At 66.3% G+C, this 20017-nt stretch carries 20 protein-coding genes; 9 read left to right on the forward strand and 11 right to left on the reverse strand.

Annotation, left to right across the window (positions count from 1 at the left end):
- Positions 1-55 precede the first annotated feature (55 nt).
- The 5 genes from BLR24_RS09100 to BLR24_RS09120 all read right to left on the reverse strand — a co-directional run bounded on the left by BLR24_RS09100 (position 56) and on the right by BLR24_RS09120 (position 4933).
- On the reverse strand, positions 56-739 hold the full coding sequence (locus BLR24_RS09100; RefSeq protein WP_093015895.1) for an ABC transporter ATP-binding protein: 684 nt from the start codon (positions 737-739) through the stop codon (positions 56-58).
- Positions 736-2415, reverse strand: coding sequence for an ABC transporter permease (locus BLR24_RS09105; protein ID WP_093015898.1), 1680 nt, complete (start codon positions 2413-2415; stop codon positions 736-738). The genes BLR24_RS09100 and BLR24_RS09105 overlap by 4 nt, the downstream gene beginning before the upstream one ends.
- A 34-nt stretch (positions 2416-2449) precedes the next feature.
- A complete protein-coding gene (locus tag BLR24_RS09110; protein WP_093015901.1) occupies positions 2450-3511 on the reverse strand; it encodes a Fe(3+) ABC transporter substrate-binding protein in 1062 nt (353 codons plus the stop codon).
- Between the two features lie 167 nt (positions 3512-3678).
- Entirely contained in the window at positions 3679-4371 is a 693-nt protein-coding gene (locus BLR24_RS09115; protein ID WP_093015904.1) for a nitroreductase, read from the reverse strand.
- A 16-nt stretch (positions 4372-4387) separates the two neighbouring features.
- Entirely contained in the window at positions 4388-4933 is a 546-nt protein-coding gene (locus BLR24_RS09120; RefSeq protein ID WP_093015907.1) for a PaaI family thioesterase, read from the reverse strand.
- Between the two features lie 51 nt (positions 4934-4984).
- Here BLR24_RS09120 and BLR24_RS09125 point away from each other — a divergent pair, with 51 nt between their 5' ends.
- The 3 genes from BLR24_RS09125 to BLR24_RS09135 are packed head-to-tail and all read left to right on the forward strand — an operon-like array spanning position 4985 to position 8149.
- A complete protein-coding gene (locus tag BLR24_RS09125) occupies positions 4985-5479 on the forward strand; it encodes a MarR family winged helix-turn-helix transcriptional regulator (RefSeq protein ID WP_093015910.1) in 495 nt (164 codons plus the stop codon).
- On the forward strand, positions 5472-6707 hold the full coding sequence (locus BLR24_RS09130) for an MFS transporter (RefSeq protein WP_093015913.1): 1236 nt from the start codon (positions 5472-5474) through the stop codon (positions 6705-6707). Before BLR24_RS09125 ends, BLR24_RS09130 begins: the two co-directional genes overlap by 8 nt.
- 35 nt (positions 6708-6742) lie before the next feature.
- Complete coding sequence (locus BLR24_RS09135; RefSeq protein WP_093015916.1) at positions 6743-8149, forward strand: MATE family efflux transporter; 1407 nt, start codon at positions 6743-6745, stop codon at positions 8147-8149.
- Positions 8150-8233: 84 nt separating this feature from the next.
- On the opposite strand, the gene BLR24_RS09140 is transcribed toward BLR24_RS09135, so the two are convergent.
- The 5 genes from BLR24_RS09140 to BLR24_RS09160 all read right to left on the reverse strand — a co-directional run bounded on the left by BLR24_RS09140 (position 8234) and on the right by BLR24_RS09160 (position 12839).
- The gene (locus BLR24_RS09140; protein ID WP_093015919.1) at positions 8234-8557 is read right to left on the reverse strand and encodes a hypothetical protein; all 324 of its coding nucleotides are present in this window, start codon (positions 8555-8557) and stop codon (positions 8234-8236) included.
- 158 nt (positions 8558-8715) lie between these two features.
- Positions 8716-9474 carry an aldolase gene (locus tag BLR24_RS09145; RefSeq protein ID WP_302848497.1) on the reverse strand — a complete coding sequence of 253 codons (759 nt, stop codon included), beginning with the start codon at positions 9472-9474 and terminating at the stop codon, positions 8716-8718.
- A gap of 38 nt (positions 9475-9512) precedes the next feature.
- Positions 9513-10154 carry a 2-dehydro-3-deoxy-6-phosphogalactonate aldolase gene (locus BLR24_RS09150; RefSeq protein WP_093015925.1) on the reverse strand — a complete coding sequence of 214 codons (642 nt, stop codon included), beginning with the start codon at positions 10152-10154 and terminating at the stop codon, positions 9513-9515.
- A complete protein-coding gene (locus BLR24_RS09155) occupies positions 10151-11059 on the reverse strand; it encodes a 2-dehydro-3-deoxygalactonokinase (protein ID WP_093015928.1) in 909 nt (302 codons plus the stop codon). The genes BLR24_RS09150 and BLR24_RS09155 overlap by 4 nt, the downstream gene beginning before the upstream one ends.
- 43 nt (positions 11060-11102) lie before the next feature.
- On the reverse strand, positions 11103-12839 hold the full coding sequence (locus BLR24_RS09160; protein WP_093015931.1) for an IlvD/Edd family dehydratase: 1737 nt from the start codon (positions 12837-12839) through the stop codon (positions 11103-11105).
- 150 nt (positions 12840-12989) lie between these two features.
- On the opposite strand from BLR24_RS09160, the gene BLR24_RS09165 reads away from it, so the two are divergent.
- From BLR24_RS09165 to BLR24_RS09185, 5 genes are all read left to right on the forward strand, one after another.
- Positions 12990-13733 carry a FadR/GntR family transcriptional regulator gene (locus BLR24_RS09165; protein WP_093015935.1) on the forward strand — a complete coding sequence of 248 codons (744 nt, stop codon included), beginning with the start codon at positions 12990-12992 and terminating at the stop codon, positions 13731-13733.
- A gap of 79 nt (positions 13734-13812) precedes the next feature.
- Positions 13813-15198: an ABC transporter substrate-binding protein gene (locus BLR24_RS09170; protein ID WP_093015938.1), complete on the forward strand. Its 1386-nt coding sequence runs from the start codon at positions 13813-13815 to the stop codon at positions 15196-15198.
- Between the two features lie 39 nt (positions 15199-15237).
- Entirely contained in the window at positions 15238-16113 is an 876-nt protein-coding gene (locus tag BLR24_RS09175; protein ID WP_093015941.1) for a carbohydrate ABC transporter permease, read from the forward strand.
- Positions 16110-16961, forward strand: coding sequence for a carbohydrate ABC transporter permease (locus tag BLR24_RS09180; RefSeq protein ID WP_093015945.1), 852 nt, complete (start codon positions 16110-16112; stop codon positions 16959-16961). The genes BLR24_RS09175 and BLR24_RS09180 overlap by 4 nt, the downstream gene beginning before the upstream one ends.
- A 19-nt stretch (positions 16962-16980) precedes the next feature.
- Positions 16981-18048 carry an ABC transporter ATP-binding protein gene (locus tag BLR24_RS09185; RefSeq protein ID WP_093015948.1) on the forward strand — a complete coding sequence of 356 codons (1068 nt, stop codon included), beginning with the start codon at positions 16981-16983 and terminating at the stop codon, positions 18046-18048.
- A gap of 22 nt (positions 18049-18070) precedes the next feature.
- Here BLR24_RS09185 and BLR24_RS09190 read toward each other — a convergent pair whose 3' ends face one another.
- The gene (locus tag BLR24_RS09190; protein WP_093015951.1) at positions 18071-19084 is read right to left on the reverse strand and encodes an endonuclease/exonuclease/phosphatase family protein; all 1014 of its coding nucleotides are present in this window, start codon (positions 19082-19084) and stop codon (positions 18071-18073) included.
- A gap of 200 nt (positions 19085-19284) precedes the next feature.
- Between BLR24_RS09190 and BLR24_RS09195 the strand changes: the two genes are divergently transcribed.
- Positions 19285-20016, forward strand: a complete 732-nt coding sequence (locus tag BLR24_RS09195) for a hypothetical protein (RefSeq protein ID WP_254787218.1) — start codon at positions 19285-19287, stop codon at positions 20014-20016.
- Position 20017 lies beyond the last annotated feature (1 nt).

Raw genomic sequence — 20017 nt, forward strand, 5'->3', positions numbered from 1 at the left:
GCGGCCCCGAACAACCTTTTCCCGAAAAGCCCATTCGCCAAATGGGCCGCTTGTGCTATTGAGCGGTATCCAGCCAGTGCGTGATCCTGCCCCCGTGCATCACCCCGACGCGGTCGGCCATGGCGTGGGCCTCGGCCTCGTTGTGGGTGACCAGGATGGCGGTCTGGCCGGCGCGTTTGAGGATGCCGCGCACCTCCGCCGTCAGGCGCTCGCGCGTGCCGCCGTCGAGGTTCGAAAAGGGCTCGTCGAGCAATAGCAGCGCAGGTGACGGTGCCAGCGCGCGGGCCAGCGCAATGCGCTGCTGCTGGCCGCCCGACAACTCATGCGGAAAGCGCTCGCCGGCATCGGCCAGGCCGACCAGCGCCAGCATCTCGGCCACGCGCGCCTGCTGCAACGCACGGCTCGAACGGCGGAGGCCGAAGGCCACGTTCTGGCCCGCCGACAGATGAGGAAACAGCGCGTATTCCTGGAACATCATGCCCACGTGCCGTTGCTCGGGCGGCAGGTGCACCTCTCGCGAAGAGAGCAGCACTTCGCCGAGCCGGATGGAGCCGGCTCGCAGCGGCTCGAAGCCCGCAATCGCGCGCAGCACCGTGGTCTTGCCGCACCCCGAAGGTCCGAAGAGGCATGCAATTTCACCTGCGGGCAGCGACAGCGAGAAGTCGCTCACCACGGTGTGCAGGCCGCGCGGTGTTTCGTAGGCGAGCTGGATCGATTCGATGGAAAGAGGGGAACTCATGTCTTGTCCGGACCGGGCAGGGCCGATGGCGTGCCCAGTTGATTGCGCGCCAGCAGCATCACCGGCAGCAGGCCCACCGCGACGATGGCGAGTGCGGCAATGGCGCCCTCTTCATACGTGCCGCGAGCGGCCTCGGCATAGAGCCAGGTGGCCAGGGTGTCGAAATTGGCGGGCCGCAGCAGCAGCGTGGCGGGCAGCTCCTTCATGGCGTCGACAAAGACCAGCAGTGCACCGGTCGCAATGGCGGGCTGCAGAAGCGGCAGGTGCACGCGCCGCAGCGTGCCGCCGCTGGTCTCGCCCAGCAGCCGCGAGGCCTGTTCGATGGCGGGCGGAATACGCGCCAGCCCGGCTTCGATCCCGCCGACCGGCATGGCGAGGAAGCGGATCGCGCAGGCCACCACCAGCACGATGCCCGCACCCATGAGCGGCAGGCCTTGCAGGCCGAGCAGGTTGGCCAGCGCCGCGTCGACCGCAAGCGCCGGCGTGAGCAGGCCGATGGCGAGCACCGTGCCCGGCACCGCATAGCCCAGCGTGGCCACGCGCGCCTGCCAGCGCGCGCGGTTGGGGCGCGAGCCCTGGCTGCGCGCTGCCCATGCGACGACCAATCCCGCGGCCACCGCCACGAGCGTGACGCCGGCCGCCAGGGCCAGCGTGTTGCCGAGGCTTGCGAGCAGGCCCTGCGATACGCCGCCGCCCTGGTGCAGCCGCTTGGCGCTTTCAAAGACGAGATAGAGGGCCGGCGCCACGAACCCGATCAGCACCGGCAGCGTGGCGATGGCGGTTGCGAGCCAGGAGGCAGCGCCGTGCAGGCGGCGGGGCTGTATGGCGCGCATGCGTTGCGCCGAACCGAAGCGCTGGTGCTGGCGGCCATTGCGTTCGAGCCAGACCAGCGCGACCACCACGAACAGCATGGCGCAGGCGATCTGCGCGGCGCCGGCCAGGTCGGAGCGGGTGATCCACGTGGTGTAGACCGCGACCGTGAGTGTATTGATGCCCAGGAATTCCGAAGCGCCGATGTCGTTCAGCGTCTCAAGCAGCGCGAGGCTCAGGCCCACGGCAAGCGCCGGCCGTGCCAGCGGTAACGCCACGCGAAAGAACGCGCCCCGTCGGCTCTCGCCCAAGGTGCGGGCAGCCTCCATCAGGTGCGCGGGCTGCGTCATGAACATGGCACGCGCGGTCATGTAGACGTAGGGATAGAGCACGAAGCCGAGCACGAAGATCGCGCCCGGCATCGAGCGCAAGTCGGGCAGGCGGAACTGGCGGGGGCTGTCGAAGCCCAGCGCCCAGCGGATCGCGCCCTGCACCGGGCCGATTGGGTGCAGCAGATCGAGGTAGGCAAAAGCGACGATGTAGGTCGGCATTGCCAGCGGCAGCAGCAGGGCCCAGTGCAGTACGCGCCGGCCCGGAAAGTCGCAGGCCGTGACCAGCCAGGCGCAGCCGGTGCCGATCACCAGTACCAGCGTGCCAACGCCCGCCAGCAGCACGGCGGTGTTGAGTGCGGCCCGCGGCAACACGTGCGCGAACAGCGGCCCCCAGTGCCCCACGCCGGAGCCGAATGCCAGCCACGCCAGCGTGAGCACCGGCGCCAGCACACCGACGGCGATGGCGAACGAGGCCGAGCGCCAGAGCGGGCCTGCAGCATGCAGGCCCGGCAAGTGGCGCTGCCCGATCAGCATTCGGGCACCAGGAACGCGTGCCCGGCCATCTCGGTCACTGATCGAAGCCGACCTTGTCCACCAAAGCGCTGGCTTGCTTGCGGTACTTGGCGATCTCGGCCACCGGCAGCGTGTCGGCCTTCAGCTCGCCGATCGTCTCGCCGATGATCGGGTCGAGCGCCACGCCCTTGCGCACCGGGTACTCGTAGTTGGCTTGCGCGTAGAGCGTCTGCGCCGGCTCCGACACCAGGAACTCGAGCAGCTTGACCGCGTTGGCGCGTTGCGGCGCGTTTTTGGCCACGGCCGCGCCGCTGATATTGACGTGGGTGCCGCCGCTCTTTGCGCTGGCGAAGGTCGGGCGGACCACCTTGATCGCGTCGCCCCATTTGCGCGCATCGGTGCCTTCCTTGGAGCCCTTCATCTGGCCGACGTAGTAGGAGTTCGCCAGGCCGATGTCGCAGATGCCGCCGAGGATGTCGCGCGCCACGTCGCGGTCGCCGCCCGTGGCCTTGCGGGCCAGATTGGCTTTGACGCCGCGCAGCCATTGTTCGGTCTTGGCCTCGCCGTCGTGCGCGATCATCGCCGCGACCAGCGCAGTGTTGTAGGGATGCTGGCCCGCGCGGATGCAGACCTTGCCCTTCCACTTCGGGTTGGCCAGGTCTTCATAGCGGAAGCTGGTGAGCGGCTGGTTCTTGTCGGCGTAGAGCACGCGCGCGCGCAGCGAGAGTGCAAACCATTGCCCGTCGGCGCCGCGCAAGTTGGCGGGCACGGCCGATTCGAGCGCGGCCGACTTCACCGGCTGGGTCACGCCGCCGTCGACCAGGTCCATCAGGTTGCCGATGTCCACCGTCATCAACACGTCGGCCGGCGAGCGCGCGCCTTCTGCCTTGACGCGCTCCAGCAGGCCGTCCTTCACGAACACGGTGTTGACCTTGATGTTGCTCTGCGTGCTGAAGGCGGTGATCAGCGGTTGGATCAACGCGGGCTCGCGCGTCGTGTAGAGCGTGAGTTCGTCGTTGGCGGCGTAGGCGGGCAGGGCGGCGGCCGCCAGCCAGGCGGCGGAGACGCCGATCAGTGCGCGGGCGGCGCGGCCTTGGACGCCGAAGCGGTCGGTCATGAAGGATCCTCCAGGTGCAGAGACGTGTTTTGAAAAAGCATCGCAGCCACGCGACTGACGATGAGAATCATTATCACTGCCCGTGGGGAGCTTTTTACGTCCTTGCACTTACACGGCGCAGGACTACCCGGATGAAGCTGCCGCGCCAGACGTTCACTGCTACGCGTTCAATCCACCCAGCGGCAGACCTGTTCCAGCGGCGCGCGCGTCGTACGGAAGCGATTGGCCGGATGCGAGGGATCCTCGTAGCCGAACGCGATGCCGCACACCACTTGGCGATCGTCCGGAATGTCGAACCAGCGACGCAGGAATTTCGCGCGCGAGGCCACGGCCGCCTGGGCGATGCTGGCCACACCCAGGCTGCGCGCCGCGAGCACGAAGTTGTTGACGTAGGCGCCGCAGTCCACCGCGCCGTAGGTGCCGAGCAGCGCTTCGGTGGTGACGAGGGCCAGGTGCGGCGCGCCGAAGAACCTGAAGTTCTTCCGCGCCTGCCGCTCCGAGGCTTCGCGGTCGCCGCGCGCCACGCCGACGCTTTCGTACAGCTGGAAGCCGCATTCGCGCCGGCGCTCGCGGTACACGCCGCGGTACTCCGCGGGAGGTGCGATATCGAACGCAGCATCGGCAGCTGCTTCCTCGGAGTCGAAGGCCTGGCGCAGCCGCTCGGTGGCCGCGGCGCCGGTCACGATCACCTGCCAGGGCTGCGAGTTGCACCATGACGCGGTGCGCTGCGCCAGCTGCAGGATGGCTTTGATCGTTTCGCGCGGGACCGGCTCCGCCAGGTAGCCCCGGCAGCTGTAGCGCTCGTCGAGCAGGGCCTTGAAGGCCGGTGCAAGCGTGGGATCGTGGGGAGTCGAGGGCATGGCGGCAAATCCCGGTTCAGCGCGGCGCGGGCATCTCGAAAACGAGGCAGGTGGTGGTGGCGTGCGCGTACAGCGTGCCGTCGGGTCCGACGAGCCGCGCCTCGGCAGTGGCGAGCTGCCGGCCACAGTGGATCACCTTGCCCTCGGCGCGAACCCGCTGCACCTTGGGTGTGATGCCCTTCACGTAGTTCACGCTCAGCTCGGCCGTCGTGTAGGCGCGGCCTGCCGGCATCATGGTGTGGACCGAGCAGCCCAGCGCAGAATCGAGAACGGTGGCAATCCAGCCGCCGTGGATGGTGCCGAGCGGGTTCAGGTGTTGCGGCAGCGGCGTGCCCTGGAACACGGCCACGCCGCGGCTCACCGAAAGAAGAGTGAAATCGAGCGTCTTGGCGATAGCGGCATAGGGGATTTCGCCCTTCAGCATGGCCTGCATCATTTCGAGCCCGGTCTTGCCGGCGATCTGCTCAGGCCGTGCCAGGCCAGGGCCGGGTCCCGCATCGAGGCGTTGGACGACCTCTGCCTCTTGGGCGATCCAGGCGTCGATGGAGTGGGGCTCGCTCATGAAAAAATCCTTGATAGTTGCATATACAATCATTGTAGCTACAATGAAACCATGAACACCGCTCTGAAGCCTCAGCTGAAGCCCCAAGGATGTACCAATTTCCGCCTGCGCAGGCTCTCCCGGCTGGCGTCGCGCCTCTATGACGCGCACGTTGCGCCCAGCGGGCTCAAGACCACGCAGTATTCACTGCTCTCGCACGTGCTGCATTTCGGGCCGCTGCGCCCGGTCGACCTGGCGCGCGAGATGAACGTCGACGCCTCCACGCTCACGCGCAATCTCAAGCCTCTGCTGGCGGCGGGCTTCCTGGTGCAGACCGAGGGCCCCGATGCGCGCAGTCGCATGCTGGCGATCACCGATACAGGCCGCGAGAAGCGAGCCGAGGCGCAGCGCCTGTGGCACGGCGCGCAACTGGCGCTCAACGACATCCTCGGCACGGAGCGCGTGCTGGCGCTGCATACCCTTCTCGACGAGAGCCTGGAACTGCTGCAGCGCGCAGGGCTGGGCGATGGACAGCCGGAAGACCAAACAGGAGCCCGCGATGAATGAAACCTCTTTGCGGCGCCATGCGCTGTGGCTCGTGCTGCTGGCAGCCGCGGGCGCTTTCGCGCTCACGATGGGCGTGCGCCAGACGATGGGGCTGTTCCTCTCGGCGCTCAACACCTCGACCGCGCTCGGCATCGGCAGCATCAGCCTCGCGTTCGCGTTCGGGCAGCTCTGGTGGGGACTCACGCAACCCTTTGCTGGCGCCGTGGCCGATCGCATCGGAACCGGACGCGTGGTGTTCATCGGCGTGCTGCTGGTGGCCGTCGGCACGCTCATCACGCCGCTCATGACGAGCACGGCGGGCCTGATCTTCGCCATCGGCGTGCTCGCGGCCGGCGGCGCCGGCATGGCGGGCCCTTCGGTGCTGATGGCCGCGACCACGCGCCTGGTGCCGGCGAACAAGCGCGGCCTGGCCACAGGCATGGTGAATGCCGGCGGCTCCTTCGGACAGTTTGCGATGGCGCCGATCGCCGTTGGCCTGACGGCGGCCGTGGGCTGGGCCGGCGCCATGCAGTGGCTCGGCGTGCTGGTGCTGCTGGCGCTGCCGGCCGCATGGGTGCTCAAGGGCAATTCGAACGCGATGGCCGCGGCTTCAGCGGCCGCATCGGGCACAAAGCCGCTGAGTGCGCGCCAAGCCATCGGCCAGGCGCTCGCGACGCCCAGCTTCCGCTACCTGAGTCTGGGCTTCCTGGTTTGCGGCTTTCACGTCGCTTTCCTTGCCACGCACTTGCCCGGCGTCGTCGCAGCCTGCGGGCTGCCGGCTGAAGTCGGTGGCTGGGCGCTCGCGATGATCGGGCTTTTCAACATCGTCGGCAGCCTTGCGATGGGCTGGGCCGTGGGGCGCTGGCGCATGAAGTCGCTGCTTTCAATGGTCTATGCCACACGCGCCATCGCCGTGCTGGTGTTCCTGCTGGCGCCGAAGACGACCGTGGTCATGCTGGTGTTCGCCGCCGTGATGGGTGTGACCTTCCTGTCGACCGTGCCGCCGACCGCCGGCCTCGTCGCCAAGATGTTCGGGCCGGCCAACATGGCGATGCTGTTCGGCATAGTGATGCTGGCGCACCAGGTCGGCGGCTTCCTGGGTGCGTTCCTGGGCGGCTATGTCTTCCAGGCCACGGGCAACTACGACATCGTCTGGTACATCGACATCGCGCTCGCCGCGGGCGCCGCGCTGGTGCACCTGCCGATCCGCGAAGCGCGGCTCGTGCGTTCGAAGCTGGCGGCGGCGTGAGCGCGCACCACGGTGCACAGCACGGAGGTGAATGAATGAGCCAAGAACTCGATCCGCGCACGCGCCGCATGCTCGAAGCGCCGATCGTGCCGACGCTGCTGCGCCTGGCCGCGCCCAATGTGCTCGTGATGCTGGCGCAAGCCTCCGTGGGGCTCATCGAAACCTACTTTGTCGGCAAGCTGGGCACCAATGCGCTGGCGGGCATGGCGCTGGTGTTCCCCGTCGTCATGCTGATGCAGATGACCTCGAGCGGCGCCATGGGCGGCGGCATCGCCTCGTCGATTGCCCGTGCGCTGGGTGCGCGCCGCCGCGCCGACGCCGATGCGCTGGTGTGGCACGCGGTGGTCATCGCGCTCGGGTTCGGCCTGTGCTTCTCGCTCGCGCTGTTGCTCGGCGGACGCCGGCTGTACGGCGTCATGGGCGGCACCGGCGCGGCATTGGATGCGGCCCTGACCTATTCGAACTGGGTGTTCGCGGGCGCGGTGCTGGTGTGGCTCTTCAACTCGCTTTCGGCCGTCATCCGCGGCACCGGCAACATGTCGGTGCCGGCGAACGTGACGGTGGTGGGCGTGCTGTTCCTCATTCCCGCGTCGCCGATTTTGATCTTCGGTTGGGGGCCGCTGCCGGGCATGGGCATTGCGGGCGGCGCGATGGCGCTGCTGCTGTACTACCTGTTGGGCTCGGTGGCGCTCATCGTCTACCTGCGGTCGCCACGCAGCCTGCTGCGCCCTACGCTCGCGGCGCTGAAACTGCGTTGGCCGCTGTTCCGTGAGATCCTGCGCGTCGGCCTGGTGGCCGCCGTGGCGACCGTGGCCACCAACCTGTCGATCGGCACCGCCACCGCATTGACCGGCCATTTCGGACCGGGTGCGTTGGCAGGCTATGGCACCGCGTCGCGGCTCGAATATCTGCTGGTGCCGCTGGTGTTTGGCCTGGGCGCGCCGCTGGTCGCCATGGTCGGCACCTGCATGGGCGCCGGCCAGCGTGAACGCGCGCTGCGCGCCACCTGGGCCGGCGCGGCCATTGCCTTTGTGCTCACCGAAAGCATCGGCCTGGCGGCGGCACTGTTTCCGCGGCCCTGGCTACTGCTGTTCGGCAGCGACCCCGCCATGCTCGAAACGGGTACACACTACCTGCGGCTGGTGGGGCCGCTCTATGGCTTCTTCGGCGTCGGGCTGGTGCTGTATTTCGCCTCGCAAGGGGCAGGGCGCCTGCTGTGGCCGGTGCTGGGCAACCTGACGCGTCTTTCGGTGGCGGGCATCGGCGGCTGGCTCGTCTTTCGCGCGGGCGGGGGACTGACCGGCGTCTTTGCGGCGCAGGGTGTTGCGATGGTGCTGTACGGCACGGTCATCGCTTCGGCCATTGCGGGCGGCGCATGGTTCGGCCGCGTGGGCTGGCCGCGCACCACCGCCGGGCTGCTGCGGCGCGTGGCGCAAGCCTGAACAGACACGAGGCCTGCCGGCGATTCGCCAGGCTATGCGGCGGCATCTGCCGCCGCACAGGCCCGGGCCTCGTGCTCCGAAGAATCAGTAGCGGTACGGATTCTCGGGCCGGCGGTCGTAGCGGTTGGGCACGCCGTCGCCGTCATCGTCCCGACGGCCGTAGCGACGCTCTTCCCAGCGGCGATGCCGATGCTCGTATCGGTCATGGTCGCTGTAGCGCGGGCCGTAGTAGTGATGCGGCGGGGGCGGCGCCACGTAGTACTGATGGCGCGGCGGCGGCGGCGGTGCGGGCACCACATACACCTGGGTCTGAATAAAGCGGCCGCCGGTCTGGGCCTGCGCCGGTGCGCTGAGAGCTGCCAGCGAGAGCAGGGCCGCGGCGCCGATTGCGAGAGTGAGCTTTTTCATGGCAACTCCAATGGAGTGGTTGGAAGCCCTATCGTCGTGGCTCCATGTGAACGTTGTGTAAGGCTGGAGCGAAATCGGATGAAGAGCTGTAAGCCGCTGCGCGGCCGGTACGCCATCGTAAGCGCCGCATTTCCGATGCGAAACCGGCCGAACGGACGTCAGCCGTGTGGCGGGGCCGGCAGCATGCGCCGCAGCGCCTCGAAGAACAGGTCGGACTGCTCGCGTTCGCCCTGGATCTGCGCCGCGGCATGCGCAGCCAGCTTCGCGTCGACCGGAATCAGCGGCCTGCCGGTCGACTGCGCGATCACTTGATGCAGGCTGGCGCGTTCCAGATAGTAGAGATCGTCGTAGGCATGCGCAATGGTGGCGCCCGCCACAATCACGCCGTGGTTGGCCAGGAAAGCCACGTCCTTTCCTTCCATGGCGCGTGCGATGCGTTCGCCCTCGGCGTCATCGAGCGCCAGGCCGTTGTAGACCGCGTCGATTGCAATGCGGTTCATGTAGCGCATCGCGTTCTGGCTCAGCGTGGGATCGAGCGCGCGATCGGCCGTGAGCGTGAGTGCGGTGGCGTAGGGCATGTGGCAGTGCAGCACGACCGCGTGGCCGGTCAGCCGGTGCACTGCGCCGTGGATGAAAAGGGCGGTCGGTTCCACCCTGTGGCGGCCGGCAAGCACTTCGCCGTGCACGTCGATCAGCACGATGTCGTCGGGGCCGATTTCGCTCCAGTGCAGGCCGCGCGGATTGATCAGGTAGCGGTCTTGCGCGCCGGGAAGCATCACGCTGAAGTGGTTGCAGACGCCTTCCGAGAGGCCGTGGTGGGCGGCCGCCCGCAGGGCAAGCGAAAGGTCTTCGCGCAACTTGCGCACGGCGGGGCTGGCGTAGTCTGAATCTGCGGACATCGACGGGACCTCGTGGATGTTGGATGAAGAAGAAAACGACGAAGAGGTGAAGCTTTTCAGGCGTGGATTGCGCCCGTGCAGGCAGCGACGAATCTCTGGGCGTCGGCACGCACGTCCGACGCCTGCTTGCCGGGCTTGTAGAGCGCCGAGCCGATGCCGAAGCCGGACGCGCCAGCCGCGCGCCATTCGGCCATGTTGGTGGGCGTGATACCGCCCACGGGCATCAGCGGCGTGCCGGCGGGCAGCACCGCAAGCAATGCCTTCACCACCGCGGGCGATGCCAGTTCGGCCGGAAACAACTTGAGCCCGGTCGCACCTGCGGCCAGTGCGCCGAAGGCTTCGGTCGGCGTCATCACTCCGGGCAGGCAGACCATGCCCAGCCGCACGGCTTCGGCGACCACCTCGGCGTTGAAGTTGGGCGACACGATCAGCTCGCCGCCGGCCGAATGCACATAGCGCACCTGTTGCACGTCAAGCACCGTGCCGGCACCCACCAGGGCCTCGGGAAAGCGCGTGCGCATCAGCGTGATGCTGGCATAGGGCTTGGGCGAATTGAGCGGCACTTCGAGCAGCCGGAAGCCGGACTCGACGATGGCGTCGCCCACGTCGGCGGCCTCGGGCGGCGTGAGCCCGCGCAGGATGGCGACCAGGGGCAGCTCGCGCATCGCGGCCTTGAATTTTTCTTGAGGAGTCGTCATGAGATGGTTCTGTCTGCGTCGAGAAAACCGGACAGTGCATGCAGCCCGGCCCAGGTGGCTTCGGCGCCCATCGTGCGCGTGGCGATGCCGGTGGCGCGCAGCGCCAGTGTGTAGCGCTGCGTGAGCGCGGGGGAGCCGATCAGCACCACTTCGCCGGAGGCATGCAGCGATTGGGTACGCAGTTCTTCGCCGATCAAGAGACCCGAGAGATAGCTGGCGAGCTCCTCCGTGGGCATGCGCTCGAACAGCGCCAGCGTGCGCGCGCCGAAGGCGTTGTGAAGCAGGCCCTGGCCGTTGTCCGAACGCGTGACGCCTTCCACGAAGGCGGCCTCATCGAGCGGTGCATCGGCATCGAGCGTGCGCGCAAGAATCGAGTGCTGGCTCAGCAACGCATAGAACTCCCCGGTCATGAAGGTGCGAAAGCCCTTGACGCGGCCCTTCTTGACCGTGGCCCACTTGTTGTGCGTGCCCGGCAGCACGAAGACCCCTTCGTCGACATCCATGAGCGCCATGGCGCCGAAGATCTGGACCTCTTCGCCGCGCATGACATCGGGAACCCCGTCGTGCTCGTCGCGCAGGCCCGGTACGATGGAAATGCGCGAACCCGGCCGCACGTCGATGTCGATGATCCGGTGGCCCACCTCGACGCGCCCCGCGGGGCAGGCGCAATAGGGCGCCTCGATCCAGCCCTGCTTGCTGCCGGCCATGCCGGAGATCAGGCAGCGCGTGCCCGCGGGCTGCATCCAGTCGGCGAACAGCGACTCGAACACCGCCGGAAAGCCGCCCGCCGACACCTTGAGAATGCCGCGCGCATCGCTGCGCTCCTCGAGCACTCGGCCGCCGGCATCGAGCAGCGCGCCGCGCAAGGAGCTCGTGCCCCAGTCGACCGCCACCAATCTGCTCATGTCAATGCGACTCCATGGGGAAAGCCTGGGGTGTGCCCCAGTGCTAGTGATTGTCCCTTGGAACGAAAGCACCGCGCCGGCCGCGCAGGAAGGCCAGGTCGGCGCCCTGGTCGGCCTGCAGCACCGTGTCGACGTAGAGCTTCCAGTAGCCGGAATCGAGCGGCGCCTTGGGCGCAACCCATTTCTCGAGACGGCGCGCGAGTTCTTCGTCGCTCACATGCAGGTGCAGCTTGCGATTGGGCACGTCGAGCTCGACGATGTCGCCGTCCTGCACCACCGCCAGCGGGCCACCCGCTGCGGCCTCAGGCGCGGTGTGCAGCACCACGGTGCCGTAGGCCGTGCCGCTCATGCGCGCGTCGCTGATGCGGACCATGTCGGTGATGCCCTTGCGCAGCACCTTCGGGGGCAGCGGCATGTTGCCCGACTCGGACATGCCGGGGTAGCCGCGCGGGCCGCAGTTCTTCAGCACCATGATGCAATGCTCATCGATGTCGAGGTTCTCGTCGTCGATGCGCTGGTGCAAGTCGTCGGCGTTCTCGAACACCACCGCACGGCCCTTGTGCACCAGCAGTTCCGGCGTGGCGGCGCTGGGCTTGATGATGGCGCCGTTGGGCGCGAGGTTGCCGCGCAGCACGCAGATGCCGGCGTTTTCCTTGAACGGCTCGGCCAGCGGCCGGATCACCTGCGGGTTGTAGTTCTCGACGTCCTTCACGTTGTCCCAGAGCGTCTGGCCGTTGGCCGTGATGACGTCCTTGTGCAGGTACTGCGCGATCTCCTTGATGACCACCGGCAGCCCGCCTGCGTAACAGAAGTCTTCCATAAGGAAGCGGCCGGAGGGCTGCAGGTCGACCAGGCAGGGCAGTTCGGAGGCGAGCCGGTCGAAGTCGTCCAGTTTGAGGTCGACGCCGATGCGCCCCGCAATGGCCAGCAGGTGGATGACGAGGTTGGTGGAGCCGCCGATGGCCGCGTTCACCTTGATGGCGTTCTCGATGGCCTCGCGCGTGAGGATCTTGGACATGTGGAGGTCTTCATGCACCATGTCGACGATGCGCCGGCCGGCCATGCGCGCCAGCACGTTGCGCCGCCCGTCCACGGCCGGGTAGGCCGCATTGCCGGGCAGGCCGATGCCCAGCGACTCCACCATGCAGGCCATGGTGCTCGCGGTGCCCATCGTCATGCAGTGGCCGTGGCTGCGGTGCATGCAGCTCTCGGCCTCGAAGAAATCTTGCAGCTTGAGCGTGCCGGCGCGCACCTGCTCGCTCATTTGCCACACGCCGGTGCCCGAGCCCAGTTCCTGGCCGCGCCATTTGCCCGAGAGCATCGGCCCGCCAGATACGCCGATGGTCGGCAGGTCGACGCTGGCCGCGCCCATCATGAGGGCGGGCGTTGTCTTGTCGCAGCCCATGAGCAGCACCACGCCGTCGAGCGGATTGCCGCGAATGCTTTCTTCCACGTCCATGCTCGCGAGGTTGCGATACAGCATGGCCGTTGGACGCAGCAGCGTTTCGCCGAGCGACATCACCGGGAACTCGAGCGGGAAACCGCCCGCCTCGTACACGCCGATCTTGACCTGCTCGGCCAGCGTGCGGAAGTGCGAGTTGCAGGGCGTGAGCTCGCTGAAAGTGTTGCAGATGCCGATGACCGGGCGGCCGTCGAACTGGTCATGCGGCACGCCCTTGCCCTTGACCCAGCTTCGGTAGATGAAACCGTCTCGGTCATTGCGGCCAAACCATTGCTGGCTGCGCAGATCACTGGATTTTTTCTTGGGGGAAGTGCTCATCGGTTGTCTCCGTTTACGACCGCTTACGACTCCAAACCTCAGGGTTTGTCCTGCCGATCAGTCATTTCAATCATCATATGATAAGTGCGAAGAACCTGCCGGACCCTTAGTGTTTTCGAGCGTCGGCATATCAAATTTCACATCACGCACATGATCAAGAACATCCACGGTCGCACGCTCGAGCTGCTCGGCGAAGCTGTCGTGGCCGGCCGTTATGCGATCGGTGCGTCAATCCCGGCTGAACCCATTCTGGGCGAGGAACTGGGCGTGAGCCGGACTGTGGTGCGGGAGGCGATCAAGTCGCTCGCCGCCAAGGGCCTCATCGTGACAGGGCCGAAGGTGGGTACGCGCGTGCTGCCCCAGGACAAGTGGAACTGGTTCGACCCGGATGTCATCACCTGGCAGTCGCGCGCCGGGCTCACGCCCGAGTTCCTGCGCGACCTGCAGGATTTGCGGCGCGTGGTCGAGCCAGCGGCTGTGCGGCTCGCGGCCGAGCGCGCCAACCCGGAGGACATCGACGAGATCGAACGCGCCTACGCCGGCATGAAAGAGGCCGTGGAGAACGGCGGCGACTACGTCACCTTCGACCTGCGCTTTCACACCGGCTTGTTGAGCGCGGCACGCAACCGCATGTTGGCGCAGATGAGCAAGGCGCTCAACGCGCTCTTGCGCACCAGCTTCGAAATTTCGACCACCAAGCCCGACGGTCCCGCGCTCTCGCTGCCGCTGCACCGCGCGGTGCTCGATGCGGTGATTGCGCACGATCCGGCCAAGGCCGAGCGAGCGGTCATCCGCCTCATCGACGGCGCGCGCCAGGACATCGAAGACGTGCTCGGTTCGCGCCGGCGGCTGCCGCGGCTCAGCCGCCCACCGCCTCGGCTCAAGGCGCATTAGCCGGCCGGTGCAGCTTTTTGCAACAGGTTTTTCACCACGCTCGTGTTTCGAGCATTTCCACCGAAGAAGAGGAGACAGCATGAAAGTCGTCAAATCGCTGATAGCGCCGACGCTATTCGCACTGGGGTTGCTGGCGGCGGCAGGCCCCGCTGCCGCGCAGGAAAAGCTCACCGTCTGGTGGGTCAAGGGCTTCTACAAGGCTGAGGACGATGCGTTGTTCGCCGCCATCAAGAAGTTCGAGGACAAGAACAAGAACGTGAAGATCGAACTCTCGCAGTACCCGATCCAGGACATGATCCCCAAGACCGTGTCCGCGCTCGATTCCGGCAGCCCGCCCGACGTGGCGTACGCCGACGTGTACGACTTCCAGGTCACGGGCAAGTGGGCCTACGACGGCAAGCTCGAAGACCTCAGCAGCGTGCTCTCGCCCATGAAGGACCGCTTTGCGCCCAACACGCTGGAGACCGCGTACCTCTACAACGAGCAGACCAAGAACAAGGCGTACTACGCCTTCCCGATCAAGCAGCAGACGATGCACGTCGAGTACTGGCTCGACATGCTCACCGAGGCGGGCCTCAAGGAAACCGACATTCCCACCACCTGGAAGGACTACTGGACCTTCTGGTGCGAGAAGGCGCAAACCGCCAGCCGCCAGAAGAGCGGCAAGCGCACCTTCGGCATCGGCATGCCCATGGGCGTGGATTCGAGCGACTCGTTCTATTCGTTCCTGACCTTCATGGACGCGTACAACGTCAAGCTGGTGGACGACAACGGCAAGTTGCTGGTCGACGACCCGAAGGTCCGCACCGGCCTGATCGGCGCGCTGACCGACTACACCACGCCCTACACCAAGGGCTGCACGCCGCCGTCGGCAACCAGCTGGAAAGACCCGGACAACAACGTCGCGTTCCACAACAAGACGACGCTGATGACGCACAACGCGACCATCTCCATCGCCGCCAAGTGGCTCGACGACTCGAACAACGCGTCGCTCACGCCCGAGCAGCGTGAGGAAGCGCGCAAGAACTACACCGAGCGCATTCGCACTGCGGGTTTCCCGAGCAAGCCGGACGGCAGCAAGATGGTCTACCGCAGCGCGGTGAAGACCGGCGTGGTGTTCAAGGACGCCAAGAACAAGGCCCGTGCCAAGGAGTTCGTCGCCTTCCTGCTGCAGGAAGAAAACCTCACGCCGTACGTCGAGGGTTCGCTGGGCCGCTGGTTCCCGGTCACCAAGGCCGCGCAGCAGCGTGACTTCTGGAAAGCCGATCCGCACCGCCTCTCGGTCTTCAACCAGTACGCCGCCGGCACCGTGACCTTCGAGTTCACCAAGAACTACAAGTTCACTGTGCTCAACAACGAGAACGTCTGGGCCAAGGCCATGAGCCGCGTCGTCACCGACAAGGTGCCGGTGGACAAGGCGGTCGACGAGATGATCGCGCGCATCAAGACGGTCGCGGCGCAGTAAGCCGCTTCTTCGAAAACCACCTACACCGGGCTGACTCGCATGAGCTCCACTGCCACCGCCGCGCCGCTCCCGGCGCCTACCGTCAATCTTGGGGCGCGGCACGCGCGCTGGCAGTTCTGGGGCGCGGTCATGGTCGTGCCCTACCTGCTGGTGTTCGTGGTTTTCGTGCTCTACCCCGTGGGGTACGGGCTGTGGCTCGCGCGCCACCCGCAAAGCTACGTCAAGCTGGTCGAAGACCCGATCTTCTTCCGCTCGGTGATCAACACGGCCATCTTCCTGGTCGTGGCGATCAACATCAAGATGCTCATTGCGCTTGTGCTCTCGGGCTTCTTCGTGACATCGCGATGGTGGATCAAGATCATCTCGGCGATTTTCATCCTGCCATGGGCGATGCCGTCGATTCCCACCATCCTGTCGATCCGCTTCATGCTCAACCCCGAGTGGGGCGTGATCAACAGCACCATCTTCCGCCTGACGGGCGCGGATGGTCCCAATTGGCTCAACGATCCCACCCTTGCGCTGGCCTTCGCGATGGTGGTGCACGTGTGGAAGTCGCTGCCGTTCTGGACGCTGATCCTGGTGGCCGGGCGGCTGGCCATTCCTACCGAACAATATGAGGCCGCATCCGTGGACGGTGCCTCGTCGTGGCAGAAGTTCCGCTTCGTGAGCTGGCCCGCGCTGAAGACGCTGTACGTCACGTCCCTCATTCTTTCGATGATCTGGACGCTGGGTGACTTCAACAGCGTCTACCTGCTGACCGGCGGCGGACCTGCCGACCTGACGCACGTGCTCGCAACGCTGGGCATCCGCTATCTGCGGCTCGACCAGGTCGACCTGTCGATGGCTTCCATCGTGGTGGCATTGCCCCTCGTGCTGCCGCTTGTCTACTTCATGATGAAAAGGCTTTCGAAATGAAGCGCTGGACCCCCAAGGCCATAGCGACCGAGGCCAAGCTGCTGCTGATCGGCATTCCGGTGCTGCTCTGGACGCTGATCCCGGTCTACCACATGGTGCTCTTCGCGATCTCGTCGAAGGACTCCGCGACCTCGGGCCACCTGTGGCCCAAGAACCCGACGCTGGACAACTTCCGCATCGTGTTCCAGCAGAAGCACTTCTACCTCGACCACTTCTGGCTCCAGCTATGGAACTCGCTGCTGATCGCGCTGTCCGTCGGCGCGCTCACGCTGTTCGTCGCGACCACGGCCGCGTTCGCAATCAGCCGGCTACGCGTGCGCGGCGGGCGCACCGTGATGAACCTGGCGCTCTTCACCTACTTCATTCCCGCGGCCTTTCTTGCGGTGCCGATGTACAAGACCATGGGCAACTATGGCTTGCTCAACAGCCAGTGGGCGCTGATCCTCGCGATGGTGACCATTGCATCGCCTTACTGCATCTGGGTGCTGAAGCAGGCGTCGGACAAGCTGCCCTACGAGCTCGACGAGGCCGCGCGCATGGACGGCGCTTCGCCGCTGCAGCTGTTCCGCCTCGTGTACCTGCCGCTCATGGTGCCGTCGCTGGTGGCGGTGGGCACCTATTCGCTGCTGCTGGCATGGAACGAGTACCTCTACGCCTTCCTGCTGCTGTCCAACGACAGGAGCGTGACGCTGGCGGTGGCGCTCGGCAACTTCCTCTCGGCCGACGATTCGCCGTGGGAGCTGCTGATGGCCACGGGCCTCATCTACGCATTGCCGCCCGCGGCAATCTATTACGCCTTCAAGCGCTACATGGTGGGCGGGCTCACCGCCGGTGCCGTCAAGAGTTGAGCGAACCCTGGGAATAAAAATGGCTTCCGTATCCTTTCGCAATATCCAGAAATCCTTCGGCAAGGTCCAGATCATCCAGGGCCTTAGCTTCGACATCACCGACGGCGAGTTCGTGGTGCTGGTCGGGCCTTCGGGCTGCGGCAAGTCGACCTTGCTGCGCATGCTCGCGGGCCTCGAAGACATCAGCGGCGGTGAGATCATGATCGACAGCCGCGTGGTCAACGACCTAGAGTCGAAGGACCGCGACATCGCCATGGTGTTCCAGAGCTATGCGCTCTATCCGCACATGACGGTGGGCGAGAACATGGGCTTCAGCCTGCGTCTGCGCAACGCCGAGAAGTCGGTGACCGACGAGCGCGTGTCGCGGGCTGCGAAGATCCTCAACCTCGATCCGCTGCTCGGACGCTATCCGCGCGAGCTGTCGGGCGGCCAGCGCCAGCGCGTGGCCATGGGGCGCGCCATCGTGCGCGACCCGAAGGTGTTCCTGTTCGACGAGCCGCTCTCCAACCTCGACGCCAAGCTGCGCGTGGCGATGCGCGCCGAGATCAAGGCGCTGCACCAGCGCCTGAAGACCACCACCGTCTACGTGACGCACGACCAGATCGAAGCCATGACCATGGCCGACCGCATCGTGGTGATGCACGACGGCATCGTCGAGCAGATTGGGACTCCGCTCGACCTGTACGACCGCCCCGACAACCTGTTCGTCGCGCAATTCATCGGCTCGCCGTCGATGAACGTGATCGAAGGCACCGTCCGGCGCTCGGGCGCTGAATGCTACGTCGAGGCGCACGGCGCGCGCTGGCCCGTGCCGCCTCGCACCTCGGCACCCGATGGCCAGCCGGTGCACTACGGCATCCGCCCGGGCGACATCACGCTGGGCGGCGGCAGCGGCGTCAATGCGCAGGTGATCGTGGTCGAGCCCACGGGCGCCGAGACCGAACTGCTGGTGCAGGTGGGCGAGGCGAAACTGGTGCTGGCGGTGCATGGCCGCGTCGACGCGCAGCCCGATGAGACCATAGGTCTTGCAATCGACGTCGACCGGGTGCACCTGTTCGACCGCCAGAGCGGCCGGCGCATGCCCTGAGCTTTTATATTGGACTTTCGGCTCAGTCCGTGCGCAGCCGGAGCAGCGCACGCACGAAGCCGTGGTCCGAGCGCGAGCGGTCGCGCCCTTCGTGCAGGTGGTCGTTGAAGTAGTCGACCCTGCGCACGTCGCCCAGGCTGTTGCGGCTCGTCGCCACGAACTCTTCGCTCACGAAGACCTGGTCGAGCACGGCTGGAAAGCCCTGGTGGATGTGGGAGTAGGCCACGTCTTTCTTGAGCGCCGATTCGCCCTGCATTTCGTAGGCGTTGAAGAGCGCCACGTCGCGCGCAGCCTTGTCGTAGGCCACTTCGGACGTGGCGGCCACTAGTTGCGTTGTGACGCTGTGCGGGTCGTCGTTGAAGTCGCCCATCACCACCAGCGGCGTGTTCGTACCCTGCAGCAGGTCGAGCACGATGCAACGCAGGGCGGCTGCTTCGGCGCCGCGCATGACGAGCGAGCGCAGCGACGCCATCACGCCGACTTTCCGGTCCTCGCGGTCTTCCAGGGCATTGCCTTGCGCGTCCTGCAGGAACTTGGGCCGCTTCGACTTGAGGTGCACCGTGAGCACGTGCACCTGCTGCCCGTGCTTCATGCGCAGCGTGACCAGAAGCGGCGGACGCTCGAAGCGCGTGTGCGGGCCGAGGCCGGGCACCTCGACCCCGAAACCAGGCGGAAAGTCGACGAATGATTGCACCCGGTCCACCTGCAGCCGCGTGGCAATGCCGACCCGCGGCGTGCCCTGTGCGCCGTTGTGCGGCGGCGTGTTCTCGGCACCCGGCACCGAGACGAAGTCGTAGCGCAAGCCGCTGCGCGCAATGGCGGCCTTCAGCGCGCTCTCGTCCCAGACCTCCTGCACCGCGAGCACGTCGGCATTGAGCGCACGAAAACGCTCACCGATCCAGTCGACCTTGCGCTCGTATTCGCGTTCGTCGTACGGATCCTGGTTCTCGTAGAACACCCGATGCGGGTTCGCGAGATTGAGCAGGTTGCATGTGGCGACGAAGAGGGTGGCGTAGTTGGGCGGAATGTATTGCATGGCTCGCGAATTGTGTCCGGCGGCGTGCCGCGATGGGAGGACGCCTTTTGTACTCATAGGCGAAGCATCCGTCGAGACGCTTGTGTGGTGCATTCCACAAAACGCGAGAAAAGTGCCGGTTCCGAATCTGGACCACGGTCGTGCCGTGATCAGCAAAACGACAATTCGGTGTCCGGCTTGTCTATTGGGAGGAAACAAAAATGAAGGATCGATCGACCGCTTGTTCCGCATCGCACTGCGTGCTGCTGGCCTCGGTGTTCACTGGGCTGCTGGCGCTCGCGGGCTGCGGCTCCAGGCCCGCAATTGCGCCAGAGCTTCCCGTCGTCACCCGCGTCATGGTGATTCCGGTAGCGCCGATCAAGAAGCTTCACACCGAGAACAAGGGCATCCCGCTCGGGGTACTGTGGCAGTCGATTGCCGATCGCGTCAAGGGCTCTGAATTCAACGAGCGCATGGAGGCCGTCCGCAAGGACATGGGCCCGAAGATGACGGCGGCGCTGGTCGCGCAGCTGAATGCGCAGGGCTATCAGGCGCAGGCGCTCGAAGGTGTTTCCAGGCCGGCGGCTTCGCCCGACAACATCGACTACGGACTGCTGCCGACCTCGGAGCCGGTGCTGCACGTCTATTTCAACGAAATCGGCATGTCTTCCGCGCGCTTCTCGACCGACTATGTGCCGCGCGTGAACCTGAGCGCTTATCTGATGACCGCCAAGGATGGAGACACCGTCTACTCTGAGACCATCTACTACGGTGCCGACGCCAGCGGCGATTCTTCCGGCAGCGTGCCGGCCAATGCGCGCGACCGCTGGGGAAGCTTTGGCGAGCTGGTGGCGCAGCCGCAGGCGGTGGCCCGCAGCTACGACGATGCGGTCGCCGCGCTGGCCACCCGGATCGCGAAGAACATACGCGCGAACACGGCGCCGCCGCGCTGAT

Source organism: Variovorax sp. OV700, assembly GCF_900099805.1.
In the GTDB taxonomy this organism is placed as follows: Bacteria; Pseudomonadota; Gammaproteobacteria; order Burkholderiales; family Burkholderiaceae_C; genus Variovorax.